Annotated in this window: 20 protein-coding genes; 3 read left to right on the top strand and 17 right to left on the bottom strand. The window is 31.1% G+C overall.

Annotated elements, in window-relative coordinates; genetic code table 11:
- Nucleotides 1-3 precede the first annotated feature (3 nt).
- The gene (locus tag M6G78_RS06050; protein ID WP_253229882.1) at nucleotides 4-396 is read right to left on the bottom strand and encodes a MerR family transcriptional regulator; all 393 of its coding nucleotides are present in this window, start codon (nucleotides 394-396) and stop codon (nucleotides 4-6) included.
- Between the two features lie 153 nt (nucleotides 397-549).
- On the opposite strand from M6G78_RS06050, the gene M6G78_RS06045 reads away from it, so the two are divergent.
- The 3 genes from M6G78_RS06045 to M6G78_RS06035 are packed head-to-tail and all read left to right on the top strand — an operon-like array spanning nucleotide 550 to nucleotide 3,006.
- Nucleotides 550-909, top strand: coding sequence for a metalloregulator ArsR/SmtB family transcription factor (locus M6G78_RS06045; RefSeq protein ID WP_138268143.1), 360 nt, complete (start codon nucleotides 550-552; stop codon nucleotides 907-909).
- A 21-nt stretch (nucleotides 910-930) separates the two neighbouring features.
- Nucleotides 931-1,146, top strand: a complete 216-nt coding sequence (locus M6G78_RS06040) for a cation transporter (RefSeq protein ID WP_253229881.1) — start codon at nucleotides 931-933, stop codon at nucleotides 1,144-1,146.
- A gap of 21 nt (nucleotides 1,147-1,167) precedes the next feature.
- Nucleotides 1,168-3,006: a heavy metal translocating P-type ATPase gene (locus tag M6G78_RS06035; protein ID WP_253229880.1), complete on the top strand. Its 1,839-nt coding sequence runs from the start codon at nucleotides 1,168-1,170 to the stop codon at nucleotides 3,004-3,006.
- Between the two features lie 24 nt (nucleotides 3,007-3,030).
- Here M6G78_RS06035 and secF read toward each other — a convergent pair whose 3' ends face one another.
- The 16 genes from secF to M6G78_RS05955 all read right to left on the bottom strand — a co-directional run bounded on the left by secF (nucleotide 3,031) and on the right by M6G78_RS05955 (nucleotide 17,650).
- On the bottom strand, nucleotides 3,031-4,143 hold the full coding sequence (gene secF, locus M6G78_RS06030; protein WP_253229879.1) for a protein translocase subunit SecF: 1,113 nt from the start codon (nucleotides 4,141-4,143) through the stop codon (nucleotides 3,031-3,033).
- Nucleotides 4,133-5,425, bottom strand: a complete 1,293-nt coding sequence (gene secD / locus M6G78_RS06025) for a protein translocase subunit SecD (RefSeq protein WP_253229878.1) — start codon at nucleotides 5,423-5,425, stop codon at nucleotides 4,133-4,135. Before secD ends, secF begins: the two co-directional genes overlap by 11 nt.
- Before the next feature lie 54 nt (nucleotides 5,426-5,479).
- Entirely contained in the window at nucleotides 5,480-6,844 is a 1,365-nt protein-coding gene (gene scfB / locus M6G78_RS06020) for a thioether cross-link-forming SCIFF peptide maturase (protein WP_253229877.1), read from the bottom strand.
- Nucleotides 6,845-6,905: 61 nt separating this feature from the next.
- Nucleotides 6,906-7,040 (bottom strand): six-cysteine ranthipeptide SCIFF, encoded by a 135-nt coding sequence (scfA, locus tag M6G78_RS06015; RefSeq protein ID WP_138268137.1) that lies wholly within the window; start codon nucleotides 7,038-7,040, stop codon nucleotides 6,906-6,908.
- 69 nt (nucleotides 7,041-7,109) lie between these two features.
- The gene (locus tag M6G78_RS06010) at nucleotides 7,110-7,487 is read right to left on the bottom strand and encodes an iron-sulfur cluster assembly scaffold protein (RefSeq protein WP_138268136.1); all 378 of its coding nucleotides are present in this window, start codon (nucleotides 7,485-7,487) and stop codon (nucleotides 7,110-7,112) included.
- Nucleotides 7,488-7,499: 12 nt separating this feature from the next.
- Complete coding sequence (locus tag M6G78_RS06005) at nucleotides 7,500-8,654, bottom strand: cysteine desulfurase family protein (RefSeq protein ID WP_253229876.1); 1,155 nt, start codon at nucleotides 8,652-8,654, stop codon at nucleotides 7,500-7,502.
- Nucleotides 8,655-8,818: 164 nt separating this feature from the next.
- Nucleotides 8,819-9,058, bottom strand: a complete 240-nt coding sequence (locus tag M6G78_RS06000; protein WP_138268134.1) for a glutaredoxin domain-containing protein — start codon at nucleotides 9,056-9,058, stop codon at nucleotides 8,819-8,821.
- A 14-nt stretch (nucleotides 9,059-9,072) separates the two neighbouring features.
- Nucleotides 9,073-10,254, bottom strand: coding sequence for an iron-containing alcohol dehydrogenase (locus tag M6G78_RS05995; RefSeq protein WP_253229875.1), 1,182 nt, complete (start codon nucleotides 10,252-10,254; stop codon nucleotides 9,073-9,075).
- Between the two features lie 216 nt (nucleotides 10,255-10,470).
- Complete coding sequence (gene srtB, locus M6G78_RS05990; protein WP_253229874.1) at nucleotides 10,471-11,232, bottom strand: class B sortase; 762 nt, start codon at nucleotides 11,230-11,232, stop codon at nucleotides 10,471-10,473.
- Between the two features lie 72 nt (nucleotides 11,233-11,304).
- Nucleotides 11,305-11,733: a 3-hydroxyacyl-ACP dehydratase FabZ gene (fabZ, locus tag M6G78_RS05985; RefSeq protein WP_256476280.1), complete on the bottom strand. Its 429-nt coding sequence runs from the start codon at nucleotides 11,731-11,733 to the stop codon at nucleotides 11,305-11,307.
- Between the two features lie 2 nt (nucleotides 11,734-11,735).
- Entirely contained in the window at nucleotides 11,736-12,974 is a 1,239-nt protein-coding gene (gene fabF, locus M6G78_RS05980; RefSeq protein ID WP_253229873.1) for a beta-ketoacyl-ACP synthase II, read from the bottom strand.
- A gap of 11 nt (nucleotides 12,975-12,985) precedes the next feature.
- Entirely contained in the window at nucleotides 12,986-13,726 is a 741-nt protein-coding gene (fabG, locus tag M6G78_RS05975) for a 3-oxoacyl-[acyl-carrier-protein] reductase (protein ID WP_253229906.1), read from the bottom strand.
- Nucleotides 13,723-14,640, bottom strand: a complete 918-nt coding sequence (gene fabD / locus M6G78_RS05970) for an ACP S-malonyltransferase (protein ID WP_253229872.1) — start codon at nucleotides 14,638-14,640, stop codon at nucleotides 13,723-13,725. The genes fabG and fabD overlap by 4 nt, the downstream gene beginning before the upstream one ends.
- Nucleotides 14,640-15,728, bottom strand: a complete 1,089-nt coding sequence (locus M6G78_RS05965; RefSeq protein WP_253229871.1) for a nitronate monooxygenase family protein — start codon at nucleotides 15,726-15,728, stop codon at nucleotides 14,640-14,642. The genes fabD and M6G78_RS05965 overlap by 1 nt, the downstream gene beginning before the upstream one ends.
- On the bottom strand, nucleotides 15,728-16,672 hold the full coding sequence (locus M6G78_RS05960; RefSeq protein ID WP_253229870.1) for a DUF561 domain-containing protein: 945 nt from the start codon (nucleotides 16,670-16,672) through the stop codon (nucleotides 15,728-15,730). The genes M6G78_RS05965 and M6G78_RS05960 overlap by 1 nt, the downstream gene beginning before the upstream one ends.
- A 9-nt stretch (nucleotides 16,673-16,681) precedes the next feature.
- On the bottom strand, nucleotides 16,682-17,650 hold the full coding sequence (locus M6G78_RS05955; RefSeq protein WP_253229869.1) for a beta-ketoacyl-ACP synthase III: 969 nt from the start codon (nucleotides 17,648-17,650) through the stop codon (nucleotides 16,682-16,684).

Here is a 17,650-nt window from a genome sequence, read left to right as displayed (position 1 = left end):
CCCTTAATTATCTTTAATTGTACTAATTATTTTTTCTGTTTCAGGATTACAAAGATCATCAAAATTTTTAATTTTGCATCTTACAATATTTAGACAATCTTGTAAATGTGCTATTTGCGTTTCAAGGTCATTTTCTATATTCAAAAGAATATTCCTTCTTTTTTCCTTTGTGTCATCATTTGAATGTGCAAGATGCATATATTCCTTTATGTATTCAAGTTTTGCACCTGTTTCTTTGAATTTTAATATAAATTTTATCCATCTAATATCTTCTTCACTGTAATCTCTTACACCCGATACGTCCTTTTGTATTTTAGGAATAAGCCCTATTTTTTCGTAATATCTTAAATTATTCTCAGAAATACCTGTTATTATTGCTGCTTCTTTTATTTTCAAAGATTAACTCCTCCTTTCTACATTCTAATATACGACTTAAAGTCAACTCTAAGTCAAGCATAAATTTAAAATTTTTATTGACTTTTTTTAATTCATATATATAATTAAATATATGAACAAGTATTCATATATTCATATGTAAAGGAGGATGCTATGGCAGCAGCAAAAATAGAAATGTGTGAATTAAAACACATTCATAAAGATATTGTTGATAAAGTGCATGAAAAGATGCCGAACGAAGAAGAACTTTACAACCTTGCAGAACTGTTTAAAGTTTTTGGGGATAGTACAAGGATTAAAATATTAAATGCTCTTCTTGTCAGCGAAATGTGTGTTTGCGATATTGCTAATATTTTAAATATGACTCAATCAGCAGTATCACATCAATTAAAAAATTTAAAACAAGCAAGACTTATAAAAAACAGAAAAGAAGGAAAAACCGTTTTTTATTCCTTAGCAGATGAACATGTTATGACTATATTAAACCAAGGAATTGATCACATAGAAGAATAAAAATAAAAAAGGAGAAAAGAAATGAAAAAGAAATTTAAAATGGATAACATTGACTGCGCAAATTGTGCAATGAAAATGGAAGAAGCTATTAGAAAGATAGATGGAGTAGAAAGTGCAAATATAAACTTTATGCTTCAAAAATTAACATTAGAAGCGAATGAGGAAGATTTTGAAGAAATAATAAAAAAAGCAAGAGTTGCTATTAAAGATATAGATGATGAAGCTATTATTTTATAGCTAAAATTAAGGAGAAAGAAAATGAAAAAACAACAAAAGCAGCTATACAAAATTATCCTTGCTTTATTGCTTTTTGTTTTAGGTTTTATATTTAAAAATACAAATTTTTCACCTATTCTGTTTTTACTAGCATATATTTTATCCGGGTATGACATTATCTTAAAAGCAATAAAAAACATATCAAAGGGAAAAGTGTTTGATGAAAACTTTTTGATGGCAATTGCATCAATAGGATCCATAATTTTAAGTGACTATGCAGAAGGCGCTGCCGTTATGATTTTCTATCAAGTCGGGGAATGGTTCCAAAGTTATGCAGTAAATAAATCTAGAAAATCCATAGGAGAACTTATGGATATATGCCCCGACTATGCAAATATAGAAAAAGATGGTGAATTAATAAAAGTTGATCCTGATGATTTAGATATTGGAGCCGAAATTATAGTTAAACCGGGAGAAAAAATACCACTTGATGGTATTATACTTAGTGGTAAATCAACCCTTGATACTTCCGCTCTTACAGGTGAATCTCTACCAAGAGATGTAAGAGAAAACGATGAAGTCTTAAGTGGGTGTATTAACCTAAACGGAATACTTAAAATAAAAGTTACAAAAGAATTTGATGAATCAACGGCTACAAAAATTTTGGAACTTATAGAAAACGCAAGCAGCGAAAAATCCCATACAGAAAATTTTATTTCTGTTTTTGCTAAGTATTATACGCCAATAGTAGTTTCATGTGCATTAATACTTGCTTTAATTCCTCCAATAGTAACATCTACACCTTTTTCTGATTGGATTTATAGAGCTTTAATATTTCTTGTAATATCCTGTCCTTGTGCTCTTGTTATTTCAATCCCTCTTGGATTCTTTGGTGGAATAGGAGCCGCAAGCAGTAGTGGTGTTTTAGTAAAAGGAAGTAACTATTTAGAAGCATTATCAAAAGCTGAAATAATGGTTTTTGATAAAACAGGAACTCTTACAAAAGGACATTTTAAAGTAGAAGAAATTTATGCAAAAGATATTAAAAAGGAAGAACTGCTTGAGCTTACAGCTTATGCAGAAGCATATTCAAATCATCCTTTGGCAATATCTGTTAAACAAACATATAATAAACATATTGATACAAGTAGAGTAGAAAATATAGAAGAACTATCAGGTTTTGGAATAAAAGCTGTTATTGATGAAAATGAAATATTAGTTGGTAACTTCGATTTAATGAAACAAAATGGTATTGAGTTAGAAGAAACCAAAAGTATAGGAACTGTACTATATGTAAGTAAAGAAAAACAATATTTAGGTTATATCCTACTTTTAGATGAAATAAAAGAGGACTCAAAAGAAACTATAAAATCCTTAAAAAAATTAGGCATTAAAAAGACCGTAATGCTTACCGGAGACAAAAAAGAAATTGGAGAATATGTTGCAAATCAAATAGGAATTGATGATGTTTATACCAACTTACTCCCAATTGATAAAGTAAATAAAGTTAAAGAATTGATGCAAACAAAATCAGAAAAAGGCAAACTCGTATTTGTAGGAGATGGTTTAAACGATGCTCCGGTTCTTACAATGGCAGATATAGGAATTGCAATGGGCGGTCTTGGAAGTGACGCAGCAATTGAAGCCAGCGATATTGTTATAATGACTGATGAACCAAGTAAAATTATTACAGGCTACAGAATTTCAAAAAAGACACTTTCTATAGTAAAACAAAATATAGTTATAGCCTTAGCAGTAAAAATAGGAGTAATGATTTTAGGCGCATTTGGAATGGCAAATATGTGGGAAGCAATTTTTGCAGATGTGGGTGTTGCAATAATCGCAATATTAAATTCCATTAGAGCTTTAAAATATAAATAAAAAAAAGACCACATATGTGGTCTTTTATCTTTGTCCTTTTTTTCTTTTCTTCTTTCTTTCTTTTCTAGCTTTTCTTTTAGCTTTTCTTTCTTCTTTCTCTCTTAAAAGTTCTTCATCGCTTTTTTCTTCCATTACAAAGTCTTTTGCATAATCAGCATCATAGCTATATTCACTTGCACCTTTAAAATCAGGATCTAATAAATCTTGATTAATTGGTTTACTTGCTTTTTTAGAAGACATATTTACGCTCTTTGGATTTTTCTTCTTTTGATATTCTTTTATCAAATACCACATAGGAACAGCAACACAAATTGAAGAAAATACCCCTGAAATAAATCCAATCATCATAGGAAATACAAATTCTCTTATTGATGTTGTACCAAATATTAAAAGAGGAGTAACGGCAAGAAGCGTTGTAAGTGTAGTATTGATTGAACGCCTCATTGTCTGATTAATACTGATATTTGTTAAATTATAAAAATCACCCTTAGCGACTTTTATTATATTTTCTCTAACTCTGTCAAAGGTTATTATTGTATCATTTATGGAATAACCTAAAATTGTAAGTGTTGCGGCAATAAATGTTGAATTTACCTGTATATCAAATATTGAGAAAACTCCAACAACCATACATAAGTCAAATATTAACGCAAATACTGCGCATAAACCTTGTAAAAACTCAAATCTAAAAGTAATGTAAATAAGCATACATATAACAGTAATAATACAAGCTTTTATTGCCATTGATTTTAGCTCATCACCGATTGTACCTGAAACATTATCAATAGATAATAAATCACTATTATCTAATTTATACTCAGCTTTAAAATCATTAAATAAAGATTTTCTTTCAGAATCAGTTAAGTCTTTACTTGTACTTATTACAACTTGAGTCGCATTATCCCCAGAAGATGTAATTTCCGCTTTAGGATCATACTTATCAGTTATATTTTTTATTTCATCAGTGGTAAATTTTTTATTAAGTTCAATTGTTACGATTGTACCGCCTTTAAAGTCAATACCAAAATCCAAACCTTTAAATATTAAAGAAAATATTGATACCAACATTAAAACAATTGCAATAGTAAGGAATCTTTTTGCGTGTTTGGCAAAATTAATTTTATAATTATAATTCATTTTCGCTACCTCCCACACTCTTTATTCCAAAAAATTTAAGATTATCAAATTTACCTGATTGAGTAACCATAATCATTAATCTCTTTGTTACAAATACGGCTGTAAACATACTTACAACAACCCCAACCATTAAAGTAAGGGCAAAACCTTTAATTGTTCCCGCACCAAGGAAAAACAGAACCAAACCGGCTATTACTGTTGTAATATTCGCATCTATAATAGAAGTAAGGGCTCTTGAAAAACCTGCATCAATGGCGCCTCTTACACTTCTTCCCGCTCTTAATTCTTCTTTCATTCTTTCAAATATAATAACGTTACTGTCAACAGCCATACCTATTGAAAGAATAATACCTGCAATACCAGGAAGCGTTAAAGTAACCCCAAGCCCTGACATTAAAATCAAATATACAATAATATAAATTGCAAGAGATATATCAGCAACAACACCAGGAAGTAAATACATTACTATCATAAATAAGAATACCAATGCTACACCAATAACTCCGGCAGTTAAACTTTTTGTCAAAGAATCTTGACCAAGTGTAGGTCCTACTGTTCTTATTTCAACAGCTTCCAAGTCAACAGGAAGAGAACCGGCTGTTATTAAAGTCGCAAGCTCTGTAGCTTCCTCAGAATCTTTCATACCTGTTATTACACACTTACCATCTGTAATTGCATTTTGAACTGTTGGCGCAGAAATAACTTCACCATCTAATTTGATTGAAATTACATTACCAATATTATTTTGTGTAGCTTCTGCAAAAGCTTTTGCGCCTTCATTATCTAATTCTAAAGCAACAACAGGTTGTTCTACATATCCATCACTTTTTTGAATTTCATACTTAGCACTTTTTACATTTGAACCGTCAAGAATAACATTTCCATTAGGATCAACAAATTCCAACTTGGCAGTTTTACCAATTAAAGATAGTGCTTCTTCTTGATCTTCAACATCAGGAATTGACACTCTGATTTTATCAGTTCCTTGTTTTGAAATAGTAGGTTCTTTTACACCTAATGAATCTATACGTGTTCTGATTGTTTCAATTGCCTTATCTAAAGTTTCGTCTGTTACTTCATTACCGTTACTTTCTTTGGCTTGTAAAACAACGTTAACCCCTCCTGTTAAGTCAAGACCATAATTTATGGTATCTTTTAAAGGTTCTATATCATAAACACCTATTACTTTACTTAAAGGAAGTCCGAACATAAAGAGACAATAGCAAAAAGCAACTACGACTAAAATAAGAAACATCTTTAGTCCGTTTTTCTTTTTTTTCATATATGATCTTCTCCTATATATTAATATTTGTATATTCTACAACGTTATTACAACCTAGTCAATAAGTTCTTTCTCTTTACACTTAATATAAATGGCACATTCTATTCTTTTTCTTAAAATATCACACCCAACTTCATAAATACCATTTATTCTGCCATTAAAGTTATAGCTGTTTGCGTGACAACCTCCGCCACAGAAATATTTACAGAAACAGTTTTCACACTCTTTTTTGTCAAGAACACTGTTTGAATCATAAAATTCAGTTCTTAATTTATCGTTTGTAATTCCTTCATCTAAATTACCCATTATAAAATCAGTGTTACCTACAAATTGATGACAAGGATAAATATCTCCAAAAGGAGTAACAGCAACATATTCACATCCTGCACCACAACCTGAAACTCTCTTATATTCACATTTTCCACCATCTAAATCTACATTAAAGTGGAAAAATCTAAATTCTTTATCAGTTCCAAGTCTTTCAAGATAGATATCTGTTAGTTTATCATAACTTTCCATAATTTCAGGTAAATCTTCTTTTGTTATTGCATAATCTTCTTTTTCATCGGCAACAACACTTTCAACAGAAAGTTGTTTTAAACCAAGATCAGAAAAATGTTCAACATCTTTATAGAAGTCTAAATTATGTTTTGTATAAGTACCTCTTATGTAATAATCAAGACCAAGTTCATCTCTTGATTTAGCAACCTTTTTAATATTATCTATTATTAAATCATAACTTCCTTTACCATTTGCAGTAGGTCTTGTAAAGTCATTGATTTCTTTTCTTCCATCAATTGATAAAACAACATTATACATTTCTTTATTTAAATAATCTATAATTTCATCATTTAAAAGAACGCAGTTTGTTGTTAATGTAAATCTAAATATCTTACCGTATTTTTTTGCTTCTTCTTTTGCATATTCAACTGTCTTTTTAACAACATCAAAGTTTAAAAGAGGTTCTCCCCCAAAAAAGTCAACTTCAAGATGAACTTTATTTCCTGAATTGTTAATAATAAAATCAATTGCTTTTTTTGCAGTTTCAAAGCTCATTACTTCCTTTTTCATATTGAAATTTCCACCGGAAGCAAAACAGTAACGACAAGCTAAATTACAATCGTGAGAAACATGAAGACACATTGCTTTTACAATGCCTTTTTCAAATAATTTTCTGTTAACTTTCTTTTCTGGTGTATAAAGTCTGTTTTCTTCTTCAAGTTCTTTTAATTCATTTATTACTTCTTTTATTTCATTTTCATCGTATTTATCTTTTAAGATAGCAACAATTTCTTCTTCATTTTTATCTTTATAATAATCTAAAACATCATAAGTCATTTCATCTACATCATAAACAAGAGATGAATTGACATCTAAAACAATATATTTATCTTTAAATTTATATTTATATATACCCATATCTTCCTCTAACTTAAAAAAAGGCAACCTTTAGGTTGCTTTTTTTATTCTATTTATTTTTTTATTTATTTTCACAAGGTTGGTTACCAACAGTACAAGAAGTCTTGCATGCTGATTGACAAGATGTAGCACATTCTCCGCAGCCTTTATTTTTGCTTGCTTCTCTAACTTCGTTCACTTTTTTAATATGTTTCATATCTATCCTCCGAAAAATATTTTTTCTTCTTAAAATTATATCATAAATAAATTATATTTACAATAAAGTTTATTTGTTCTTTTTCATTTCTTCATATTCATCCAAAGCTTTATTTATAACACCTTCTGCTAAAACAGAACAATGAACTTTTGCAGGAGGAAGTCCTCCAAGTTCTTCAACAACTTTCTTATTTGTTATTTCTCTTGCTTCTTTTACTGTTTTGCCTTTTAAAAGTTCTGTTGACATACTTGCACTTGCTATTGCTGCAGCACATCCGAAAGTTCTAAATTTGATATCTGTTATAACATCATTTTCATCTATTTTTAAATAAAATTCTGTTGTATCCCCACAAGATGGGCTTGCTTCTTTTGCTACTACAGTAGCATCTTCTATTACTCCTACATTTCTTGGATTTTGGAAATGATCTAATACCTTATCATTATACATTTTCTTTACCTCCTAATAAAATGGACTTAATTTTCTTAATTTATTTATTGTATCTTTTAAAACTGCAATTGTGTAATTTACTTCTTCTTTTGTATTAAATTCACTTAAAGAGAATCTTACACTTGCACCTATTTCAAACTTATTATTATCTCCTAAAGCATCTATAACATGAGATTCACTTCCAGAATCAGCCGTACAAGCAGATCCTGTTGAACAAGCTATACCCTTTAAATCAAGAGCATATAACAATGCTTCACCTTCAATTCCTTTAAAAGTAAAATTAATATTGTTACATAATCTTTTTTCTCTGCTCCCGTTTAATATTGTATCAGGTACATCTTTTAATATTTCATCTATAAAATAATCTCTAAGTTCTTTCATATATGGAATATTTTTTTCCATGTTTGCCTTTGTTATTTCAACGGCTTTACCCATTCCTGCAATGCAAGGTGCATTATAAGTTCCAGCTCTTAAAGCTCTTTCTTGCCCTCCTCCTTGCATAAAAACATCAATTCTTACTTTTTTATTTATATACAAGAACCCTATTCCTTTTGGTCCGTGTATTTTATGAGCAGACATTGAAAGCATATCAATATTCATTTTTTCAACATCTATATCCATTTTCCCTATGGCTTGAACTGCATCTGTATGGAAAAGTATACCTTTTTTTCTTGCAATTTCTCCTATTTCCTTAATAGGTTCAATTGTACCTATTTCATTGTTTGCAGCCATAATGCTTATTAGAGTTGTATCTTCTCTTATTGCATCTTTTAAATCTCTTAAATTGATGTTACCTTCACTGTCAACAGGAAGATAAGTTACTTCAAAACCTTCTTTTTCAAGCTGTTTACAAGTATGAAGAACAGCATGGTGCTCAATTGCAGAAGTTATTATATGTTTTCCTTTTTCTATATTGTGATAAGCCGCTCCTCTTATAGCCCAGTTATCACTTTCAGTAGCACCGCTTGTAAATAAAATTTCTCTTGCTGATGCATTAATCAAATTTGCAATTTCTTCTCTTGCCCATTCAATTCCTTTTCTTGCTTCTCTGCCGAAAGAGTGAAGGGATGAAGCATTGCCATAATGCTCAGTATTATATTCGTTAATTATATCTATAACCTCATTATAAGGTCTTGTTGTCGCCGCATTATCTAAATATACCCTCATATATTTTCTCCTTTCAAACACGTCTGTTTATAGCATGACTATAATAAGGAAAAAATATAATATTTGCAAGAATAAAAACATATTTTCTTTTTATTTATTTAATTTTGAAAAGGAAAACGATTGCAATTTTCTGTCAATTAAAAAGAAGGCTTTTGCCTTCTTTTTTAAATAAATTCTTTTGTTGTTAAATATTTTTGTAAATCATCATAACCGCCTATAAATTCTTCTCCAAAGAAAATTTGAGGCACAGTTCTATGATGTGTTTTATTTACAAGTTCTATAAGTTCATCACTTCCGAACTCTAACATTCTTTCTTCAAAATCAATACCTTTTTGTTTTAAAAGTTCCTTAGCCATTTTGCAGTAAGGACATGTTTTGGTTGTATAAATAGTTACTCTTGCCATAATAATCTTCCTTTCTAATAACTAATATCTAAAATTTGTTCCATTTCGCTATCAGATAATTTAACCGGATTATTTCTTTGTTTAGCTTCATCCAAAATTTTCCAGAAATCATCTTTATCAATTCCAAAATCAGAAAGTCTAGGAATATTCATTTTTTCATTCCATTCTTTTAATGTGTCAACAACAGCTCTGAAAAATACCTCATGTCTATCCGGAGAATATGTTGCACGCATTAAATAAGCTCCAAGTTTAGCATACTTATATGCAGAAGGATTGTTAGGCTCAAAATCTTTTATCTTTTGAATATTAACAACAGTCGCTCCATGAAGTAAGCTTGCACATATTGCACCGTGAGGAATGCCATCATACAAACCACCAATTACAGATGCAAAACCATGTATTGTAGTAAGTCCTGCATTTGCCATACATATACCTGATAATAAAGCTGCATAAGATACATCATTTCTTGCATCAAGATCTTCACCGTTATTATATGCTCTTAACAAACTTTCACTCATTCTTCTAAGACCTTTTTCAGCAAGCATATCCGTAAAAGCATTAGAGTTCGTACAAATATATGCTTCAAGAAGCTGACAAAAAGCATCTAGACCGCTTTGCATTGTTACCTTTTTAGAACAATTTAAAGTTAAAACAGGGTCAACCAAAGCTACGTTTGGAACAAGATTATCGTGTCTGATTGATTTTTTAAATTTCACATCCCCGATTTGTCCTTTTATAACAGCATTTTTAGTAGCTTCACTACCTGTACCGCTTGTTGTAGGCACAGCAATAAAAGGAACTTTTTTCCCACTTGGGACTTTATCTCCAACACCTTCAAGATAGTCTACAATACTTCCTTCTTCTTTTAACATTGCACTCAAAGCTTTACCTGTATCAATAACGCTTCCACCACCTATACTTACGATTAGATCAACAGGTTTATTTCTGTATTCATTTGCAAGATTATCTATTGTTTCAACATCCGGTTCATCGGTTATTGTATGTATTTCATAACTTATATTATCTGTTTCAAAATTACCAATTATTTTATCAAACATCCCTGAGTTTTTTAATGAAGCTTTTCCGCATAACAATAAAACCTTATCACCATATTCCAATATGTATTTATCTAATGTATGAACCTTCCCTTCACCAAAAATTATTTTACTCGGAACAACTAAATTAAAACCACTCATGACAAACCTCCTAATTTTGAATATATTTTACCACATAAATATACTTTTTCCAATATTATAAATTGCTACACAAAATGTTTTATCATAAAACAGACAAAGTTTATGTAGAATGATGTAAAATATCATATTTAAAACTATAATATAAATATAATACCTTTTTATTAATTTAATCTTTATTTTTTATTAAAATAAAAAAAAGGTAAGAAATCTTACCTTTTATTTTTCAACTAATTTCCCTATTAATACATATCTTCCTTCTTCTATTTCATATGAACATGTAGAAAGTGTTATTATCTTATCATCAGAAGATATGGTCTTACCGCTGTCAAATGTTGTATTTGATTTTGCATGAAGAAGCAAATCTTCAACATTATCATCTGAAGCAAATCCATTATCATCCCATTTGTATGCATCAATAACAAATCCATAAACTACTTCTATTTCATAATTTTTATCCGGAGTATATAAATCCATGGTTTTATGAGCATCATAATATTCTTGATCTTTATACCCCATTAAACTTGCAAACATACTTCCGTTTTTCATATTATGAGCATACAAAATAGAGTTTTTCGATGTAAAGTCTTTATTCTTTGTATAATCAAGGAATACAGTACCGCTTGAATTTGATGTACCATCAAATAAATGATGTAAATAATAATCATTATCGCTTCCTTGAACAACAGGATAATCAATAACAGTACCTTCAGAATATATCCAACCTACAACATCTGGATTTATTGATTTCAAAGCATCAAAATCAATTTCTTTATCTTTTTTAACTTCACTTATTAAATTATCATAGGTTGAAGTTCCTTTGTTATATTCAGACATAATTGAATATATTTTATATGCCGAAAATAACAGAGTAATACTAAATACCGCTATTAACAAATATAAAACAATACTTTTTTTATCTTTTTTTATAGGTTCAGTTGATTTTCTTTTTTTAATTACTTTTACTTTTTTCTTTTTCATGTTTTATATTATATATCCTAACTAAGTTTAATGCAACATTATAATCAATAAAAAAAGAGAGTAACCTCTCTTTTATTTATCAATAGCAAACATTATCTCACCTTTTGCTGCAACTTCATCCCCAACTAAAGCTATTGCACTGGCAAAACCTATGCCTGCCTTCATTCTTGTTAGCTCAACCTTTAAAGTAAGCGTATCCCCCGGTATAACCTGTCTTTTAAAACGCATCTTGTTTACACCGGCTAAAACCGCAATCTTACCTTTGTTTTCTTCTTTTGAAAGAAGTAAAACAGCACCTGTCTGTGCTAAGGCTTCGACGATTAAAACACCGGGCATAACGTGTTTTTGAGGGAAATGCCCCATAAAATGCATTTCATTTGCAGTTACGTTTTTCTTGCCTATTATACAAGTTTCGTCTATTATTTCTTCTATTGTATCAACAAGTAAAAATGGATATCTATGTGGTATTATATTTTGTATATCATTTGAATTATATATCATTATTATTCTTCCGCCTTTTTAAATATTAAAGAAACATTGTGTCCACCAAATCCCAAAGAGTTGCTCATGGCATAATTAATATCTTCGTTTATACCTTCATTTGGAACTATGTTTAAATCACAATCTTCATCTTCGTTTTTATAATTTATTGTTGCAGGAATATATCCATCTTCTAAAGCTTTTACTGAAATAATTGCCTCTATTGCACCTGATGCACCAAGAAGATGTCCTGTATTAGATTTTGTAGAAGATATTTTAAGTTCTTTTGCATGATCTTTAAACGCTGTTTTTACAGCTAAAGTTTCTGTTTTATCATTTAGAGGTGTGCTTGTTCCGTGAGCATTAATATAATCAATATCTTTATAGTTTATGCCTGCATCCTCAATAGCATTTACCATAGCACCAGCTCCACCACTTCCGTCTGAAATTGGAGCTGTTACATGGAATGCATCACAAGTTGCACCATAACCTACGATTTCAGCATATATTTTTGCTCCTCTTTTCTTTGCATGCTCATATTCTTCAAGAAGTAATATACCTGCACCTTCGCCCATAACAAAACCACTTCTGTCTTTATCAAAAGGAATACTTGCTCTTTCCTTATCGTCTCCTTCATGTAAAGCTCTCATTGACATAAAACCTGCCATTGCAAGAGGTGTAATAGAAGCTTCACTTCCTCCAGCAAGCATTAAATCTTCATATCCGTCTCTTATTTTATGGAAAGCTTCGCCTATTGCATTACTTGCTGCTGCACAAGCTGTAACAGTAGAAGAACAATGACCTTTTAAACCAAAATCAATTGCAACATTGCCCGCTGCTAAATTAATTAAGCACATCGGAATAAAATATGGAGAAACCTTTGAAGGTCCTCTCTTTTCCATATTTTTTTGAGCATTTTCAATAGTTTCAATTCCACCAATACCGCTGGCAATTATAACGCCAAAACGATTTTTATCAACACTTTCCAAATCAATTTTGCTATCTTCCATAGCTTGCATTGAAGCAATTCTTGCAAAAGAAGTAAATCTATCATTAAATTTAATTTCTCTTCTTTTTAGATATTTTTCCATATCCAAATCTTTTACTTCTGCAGCTAATTTTACTTTATAATCACTTGTATCAAAATGAGTTATTTCATCAACACCACATTTACCTTCCTTGATTGAGTTCCACATTGTTTCAACATCATTTCCTATAGGTGAAACCGCACCAAGTCCGCTTATTACTACTCTTCTTTTCATCTTTCCTCCTACTACATTAACATTCCACCGTCTACGTGGATTACTTGACCTGTTATATATCTGCTTTTTTCAGATGCTAAAAATACAACTAAATTTGCAACATCTTCACTTTTACCAGTATCGTTTAAAGGAATTGTTTTTAAAATTTCTTCTTTTGCTTTATCATTTAACTCATCTGTCATATCTGTTTCAATAAATCCAGGAGCAACTGCATTTGCTCTTATCCCTCTTGAAGCAAGTTCTCTTGCTACAGATTTTGTAAGCCCTATTACCCCTGCTTTGCTTGCTGCGTAATTAATTTGTCCTGCGTTTCCTGATATTCCTACAACACTTGACATATTTATAATGCTTCCGCTTCTTTGTTTCATCATTTGTCTTGCTGCGTGTTTTATGGTATTAAATGTTCCTTTTAGATTAACATCTATTACACTGTCAAAATCTTCTTCTTTCATTCTAAGAAGTAATGTATCTTTTGTTATTCCTGAATTATTTACCAAAACATCAATACTTCCAAATGTTGAAACTGCTTCTTTTATTAAATTTTCGCTTTCGCTAAAATCAGCAACATTTGCTTTAACTGTTATTGCGTTAACTCCAAAATCTTCACATTCTTTTTTTACTTGTTCTGCCTTTTCTTTGTTTCCGTTATAATTAATAACTACATTAAAACCGTCTTTTGCAAGAGCCAAGGCAATGGCTTTACCAATTCCTCTGCTTGCACCTGTTACAACTGCTGTTTTTCTTTCCATTATTTTAATGCTCCTAACATTTCTTCAAGTGATTTTTTATCTTCCACACTATACACCGGAATATTTTTATTGATTTTTCTTACAAATCCCTTTAATACTTTCCCTGGTCCTATTTCAACAAAAGCCTCTACCCCGTTATCTATCATATATTCAACCATTTGCATGAAATACACGCTTGATTTGATTTGTTTTGTTAAAATTTCTCTTATGTCACCATCGTATTCTTTTCCCGTAACATTATAAACAACAGGAATTTCAGGAGTTTTTATTTCATATTCACCTAAAACTTTGTTTAATTCCTTTGATGCATCTTCAAGTAAAGAAGAATGAAAGGCTCCGCTTACATTAAGAGGAATAAGTCTTCTTGCACCTTTTTCTTTTAATATTTCACAAGCCTTATCTACGGCTTTTACTTCTCCTGTTATAACGATTTGAGCAGGAGAGTTATAATTTGCTATTTCACATATACCTTCTTTTTTAACTTCTTCACAAGTTTCTTTTATAATATCTTTATCAAAATTCATTACTGCAACCATTTTTGATGTTCCTTTAGGAAGTGCATTTGCCATTATTGCTCCTCTTTTTCTAACTATGTTTGCAGCATCGTTAATGCTAAATACACCGCTGAAGCAAAGAGCAGAATATTCACCAAGAGAAAGTCCGCATACATAATCGGGATTAATTCCTTTTGCTTTCACAACATTTGCTATTGCCATAGAAGTTGTAAGAATTGCACTTTGAGAATATGCGGTGTCATCAAGTTGTTCCTTTGGTCCGTTAAAACATAATTCTTTTACGTCATAATCAAGTTTAACGCTGTCGTAAACTTTTCTTGCTTCTTCATATTCATCATATAACTCTTTTCCCATTCCCACACTTTGACTGCCTTGTCCGGCAAACAAAAATCCTATTTTCATTAATCATTCTCCTTTAACTTTTCATTTGCTTCACTTACAAGCTCATTTATCAAATCATGCACCGTAGTCATTTCATTTACTCTGTATGCATTACTGCCTACAAACACAAGTCCTTTATCTACATTCCCTTTTACAGCTTCAATAAGAGCACCTGATATACAGTAAGGGGTATCGGAAGGATTACATAGTGACAAACAGTTGAAACAAGAAGACATAGATATATTTCCTCTTTCTTCTGTTTTTTTCATAAAAGAGTTCATTATTCCTCTTCCGGGAAATCCTGTAGGACTTTTTACAATTGCAATATCTTCTTTCTTACAATTTATTACCATATCTTTAAACTCTTTAGCAGCATCACATTCCTCTGTTGCGATAAATCTTGTTCCCATTTGTACTCCGTCAGCGCCCTTTTTTATAAAATGAGCAATATCACTTCCTGTAAATATGCCTCCTGCAACAAATACAGGAATTTTTTTGTCATAAGCTTCTTCAAAAGGCTGAAGTTCTTTTTTTACGTCATCAAAGATTTTATCTAAACTTTCACATGTTCCGTTTAAAAGCTCTTCCTTTTTAAACCCAAGATGTCCACCGGCTTCACTTCCTTCAATCACAACAAAATCAGGAACCGTATTATGTCTTTTATCCCATCTTTTAAGTATTAATCTTATAGCTCTTCCACTTGAAACGATTGGAGCCAGCAAAATACTCTTATCATCTACAAGCTTTGGAAGTTCAAGAGGTAACCCTGCACCGGAAATTATTGCATCAACTTTTGCTTTTACGGCTGCTTTAACATATTGTGCATAATCTTTGCTTGCAACCATAATATTTACACCTAAAAGTCCTTTTCCCATGCTTATTTCTCTTGCTTTTTTTACTTCTTCAAGGATTGCTTCCACATTACATTTTAGAGAATTTTTATTAAATCCTTCTTTTTTATATCCGGGATGAGCAGCACTTATTACGCCCATTGCTCCTTCTTTCATTACATTACCTGCCAAAGAAGACAGAGAAATACCTACTCCCATTCCTCCTTGAATGATTGGTACTTGTAAAATTTTATCTTTGATTTTTACTTCTTTTAACATTATAGCTCCTTGTGTTTTTCAATAAGTTTTTCAAGTTCTTCTTTTGATTCGTCAATAATATTTTGTAATATTTTTTCTAAAGGTAAAATCTCTTTTACCATTCCGGCAATTTGTCCCATCATTACAGAACCTGTTACCATATCACCTTCAAAAACAGCTCTTCTAAGCCCGCCTAAAGTAAGTTTTTCAAGTTCTTCCCTGCTTCCTGCATGGGCTTCAAGCTTAACATACTCTCTGCTCATTTTATTCTTCATAACTCTTACAGGAGCATTGAGGCTTTTTCCCGTAACGATTGTTTCTGTATCTTTTGCCTTTAAAACTGCATTTTTATAGTTTTCATGAATAGGACACTCTTCGCTTGCAAGAAGACAAGTTCCTATTTGAACACCTATTGCACCTAATGATAATGCAGCGTTAAAACCTCTTCCATCAGCAATACCACCTGCTGCAATAACAGGAATATTAACTGCATCTACAACTTGAGGAACAAGGCTCATAGTCGTTTGTTCTCCAACATGACCGCCGGATTCTCCCCCTTCTACAATTAGAGCATCAACTCCGCTTCTTTCGAGCCTTTTTGCTAAAGCAACACTTGGTGTAATAGGAAATACTTTAGTTCCGCTTTTCTTTAATTTTTCAACGTATTTTCCTGGGTTTCCTGCTCCCGTTGTAACAACATCAACCTTTTCTTCGCATATCATATTCATGATTTCTTCTGTTTGAGGGTTCATCATCATTACATTTACCCCAAAAGGCTTATCTGTTAATTTCTTACATTTTCTTATTTCTTCTCTTGCTTGTTCGCAAGTCATTGCCCCTGTTGCAATTATCCCAAGCCCACCTGCATTACTAACGCTTGCCGCAAATTCTGCGGTTGCAATGTTTGCCATGGCACCTTGGATAATAGGATATTTAATACCTAAAATTTTATTTAACATTGTCATAATTTTTTACTATATTTCAATATACCCTGAAGCGTATGTAAATCCGGCTCCAAAGCCTATCAAAACAATTTTTGCTCCTTCTTTTATTAATCCTTTTTCCTTAGCTTCTGCAAGTGCAATTGCAACACTTGCAGCTGAGGTATTACCATATTTATTTAGGTTAATATATACTTTATCTTCATCTATCTTAAGTTTTTTTATAACGTGTTTTATAATCCTATAATTAGCCTGATGAGGAATTACTAAATCAATATCATCTATTGTTTTACCTGCTTTATTTAAAGCTTCTGTTAAAGCATCACTCATGGCTCTTACTGCAAATCTAAAAACATCGTTACCAGACATTTCAATATGACCTACTTTTCTTTCTTCATTTTGAAGTGGTTGTTTTAAACTTAAGCCTTGTATTCTTAATTTCCCTTGATTATCCCCTTCTGCGTTAGAATAAAAGTACATATCATTATCGGTCTGTTCTCTTTTCATTATTACAGCTCCAGCTCCGTCTCCAAAAAGAACACAGGTGCTTCTGTCTGTCCAATCAATTACCTTGCTTAATGTTTCAGCTCCGATAACTAATGCACATTTATATTCACTTAACATAAACGATGCAACCTGCATTGAATATAAAAAACCGCTACAAGCAGCATTCAAATCAAAAGCCATTACATGTGAATCATTTAGTCCAAGCTTTTCTTGAACCAAACAAGCAGTAGATGGAGTCATATTGTCAGGAGTACATGTTGCACATATAATTAGGTCTATATCTTCTTTAGCAATTTTTGCATCTTCAATAGCCTTTATTGCAGCATTATAAGCAATATCGCTTGTATTTTCATCACTGCTTATATACCTTGTTTCTATTCCAGATCTGCTTTTAATCCATTCGTCATTTGTATCTACGATTTTCTCAAGGTCTTGATTTGTTATTAAATTTTTGGGTATGTAATAACCGTATCCAATAATTTTTCTATTTTTCAT

This window comes from Anaerofustis sp. NSJ-163, from assembly GCF_024135845.1.
Taxonomy (GTDB): Bacteria; Bacillota; Clostridia; order Eubacteriales; family Anaerofustaceae; genus Anaerofustis; species Anaerofustis butyriciformans.
Note: the sequence above shows the minus strand (reverse complement) of the source record. Positions and strands in the feature narration are given on the sequence as shown.

Excerpts from the sequence above, each read along its gene's own strand:
- fabZ (WP_256476280.1), bottom strand. The coding sequence starts at position 11,733 with ATGATATATAATTCAAATGATATACAAAATATAATACCACATAGATAT.
- M6G78_RS05995 (WP_253229875.1), bottom strand. The coding sequence starts at position 10,254 with ATGAGTGGTTTTAATTTAGTTGTTCCGAGTAAAATAATTTTTGGTGAA.
- M6G78_RS05960 (WP_253229870.1), bottom strand. The coding sequence starts at position 16,672 with ATGACAATGTTAAATAAAATTTTAGGTATTAAATATCCTATTATCCAA.
- srtB (WP_253229874.1), bottom strand. The coding sequence starts at position 11,232 with ATGAAAAAGAAAAAAGTAAAAGTAATTAAAAAAAGAAAATCAACTGAA.
- M6G78_RS05965 (WP_253229871.1), bottom strand. The coding sequence starts at position 15,728 with ATGTTAAAAGAAGTAAAAATCAAAGATAAAATTTTACAAGTACCAATC.
- M6G78_RS06010 (WP_138268136.1), bottom strand. The coding sequence starts at position 7,487 with ATGTATAATGATAAGGTATTAGATCATTTCCAAAATCCAAGAAATGTA.
- M6G78_RS05955 (WP_253229869.1), bottom strand. The coding sequence starts at position 17,650 with ATGAAAAATAGAAAAATTATTGGATACGGTTATTACATACCCAAAAAT.
- secD (WP_253229878.1), bottom strand. The coding sequence starts at position 5,425 with ATGAAAAAAAAGAAAAACGGACTAAAGATGTTTCTTATTTTAGTCGTA.
- M6G78_RS06040 (WP_253229881.1), top strand. The coding sequence starts at position 931 with ATGAAAAAGAAATTTAAAATGGATAACATTGACTGCGCAAATTGTGCA.
- M6G78_RS06035 (WP_253229880.1), top strand. The coding sequence starts at position 1,168 with ATGAAAAAACAACAAAAGCAGCTATACAAAATTATCCTTGCTTTATTG.
- scfA (WP_138268137.1), bottom strand. The coding sequence starts at position 7,040 with ATGAAACATATTAAAAAAGTGAACGAAGTTAGAGAAGCAAGCAAAAAT.
- M6G78_RS06005 (WP_253229876.1), bottom strand. The coding sequence starts at position 8,654 with ATGAGGGTATATTTAGATAATGCGGCGACAACAAGACCTTATAATGAG.
- M6G78_RS06000 (WP_138268134.1), bottom strand. The coding sequence starts at position 9,058 with ATGGCAAGAGTAACTATTTATACAACCAAAACATGTCCTTACTGCAAA.
- fabD (WP_253229872.1), bottom strand. The coding sequence starts at position 14,640 with ATGAAAATAGGATTTTTGTTTGCCGGACAAGGCAGTCAAAGTGTGGGA.
- secF (WP_253229879.1), bottom strand. The coding sequence starts at position 4,143 with ATGAATTATAATTATAAAATTAATTTTGCCAAACACGCAAAAAGATTC.
- fabF (WP_253229873.1), bottom strand. The coding sequence starts at position 12,974 with ATGAAAAGAAGAGTAGTAATAAGCGGACTTGGTGCGGTTTCACCTATA.
- M6G78_RS06045 (WP_138268143.1), top strand. The coding sequence starts at position 550 with ATGGCAGCAGCAAAAATAGAAATGTGTGAATTAAAACACATTCATAAA.
- scfB (WP_253229877.1), bottom strand. The coding sequence starts at position 6,844 with ATGGGTATATATAAATATAAATTTAAAGATAAATATATTGTTTTAGAT.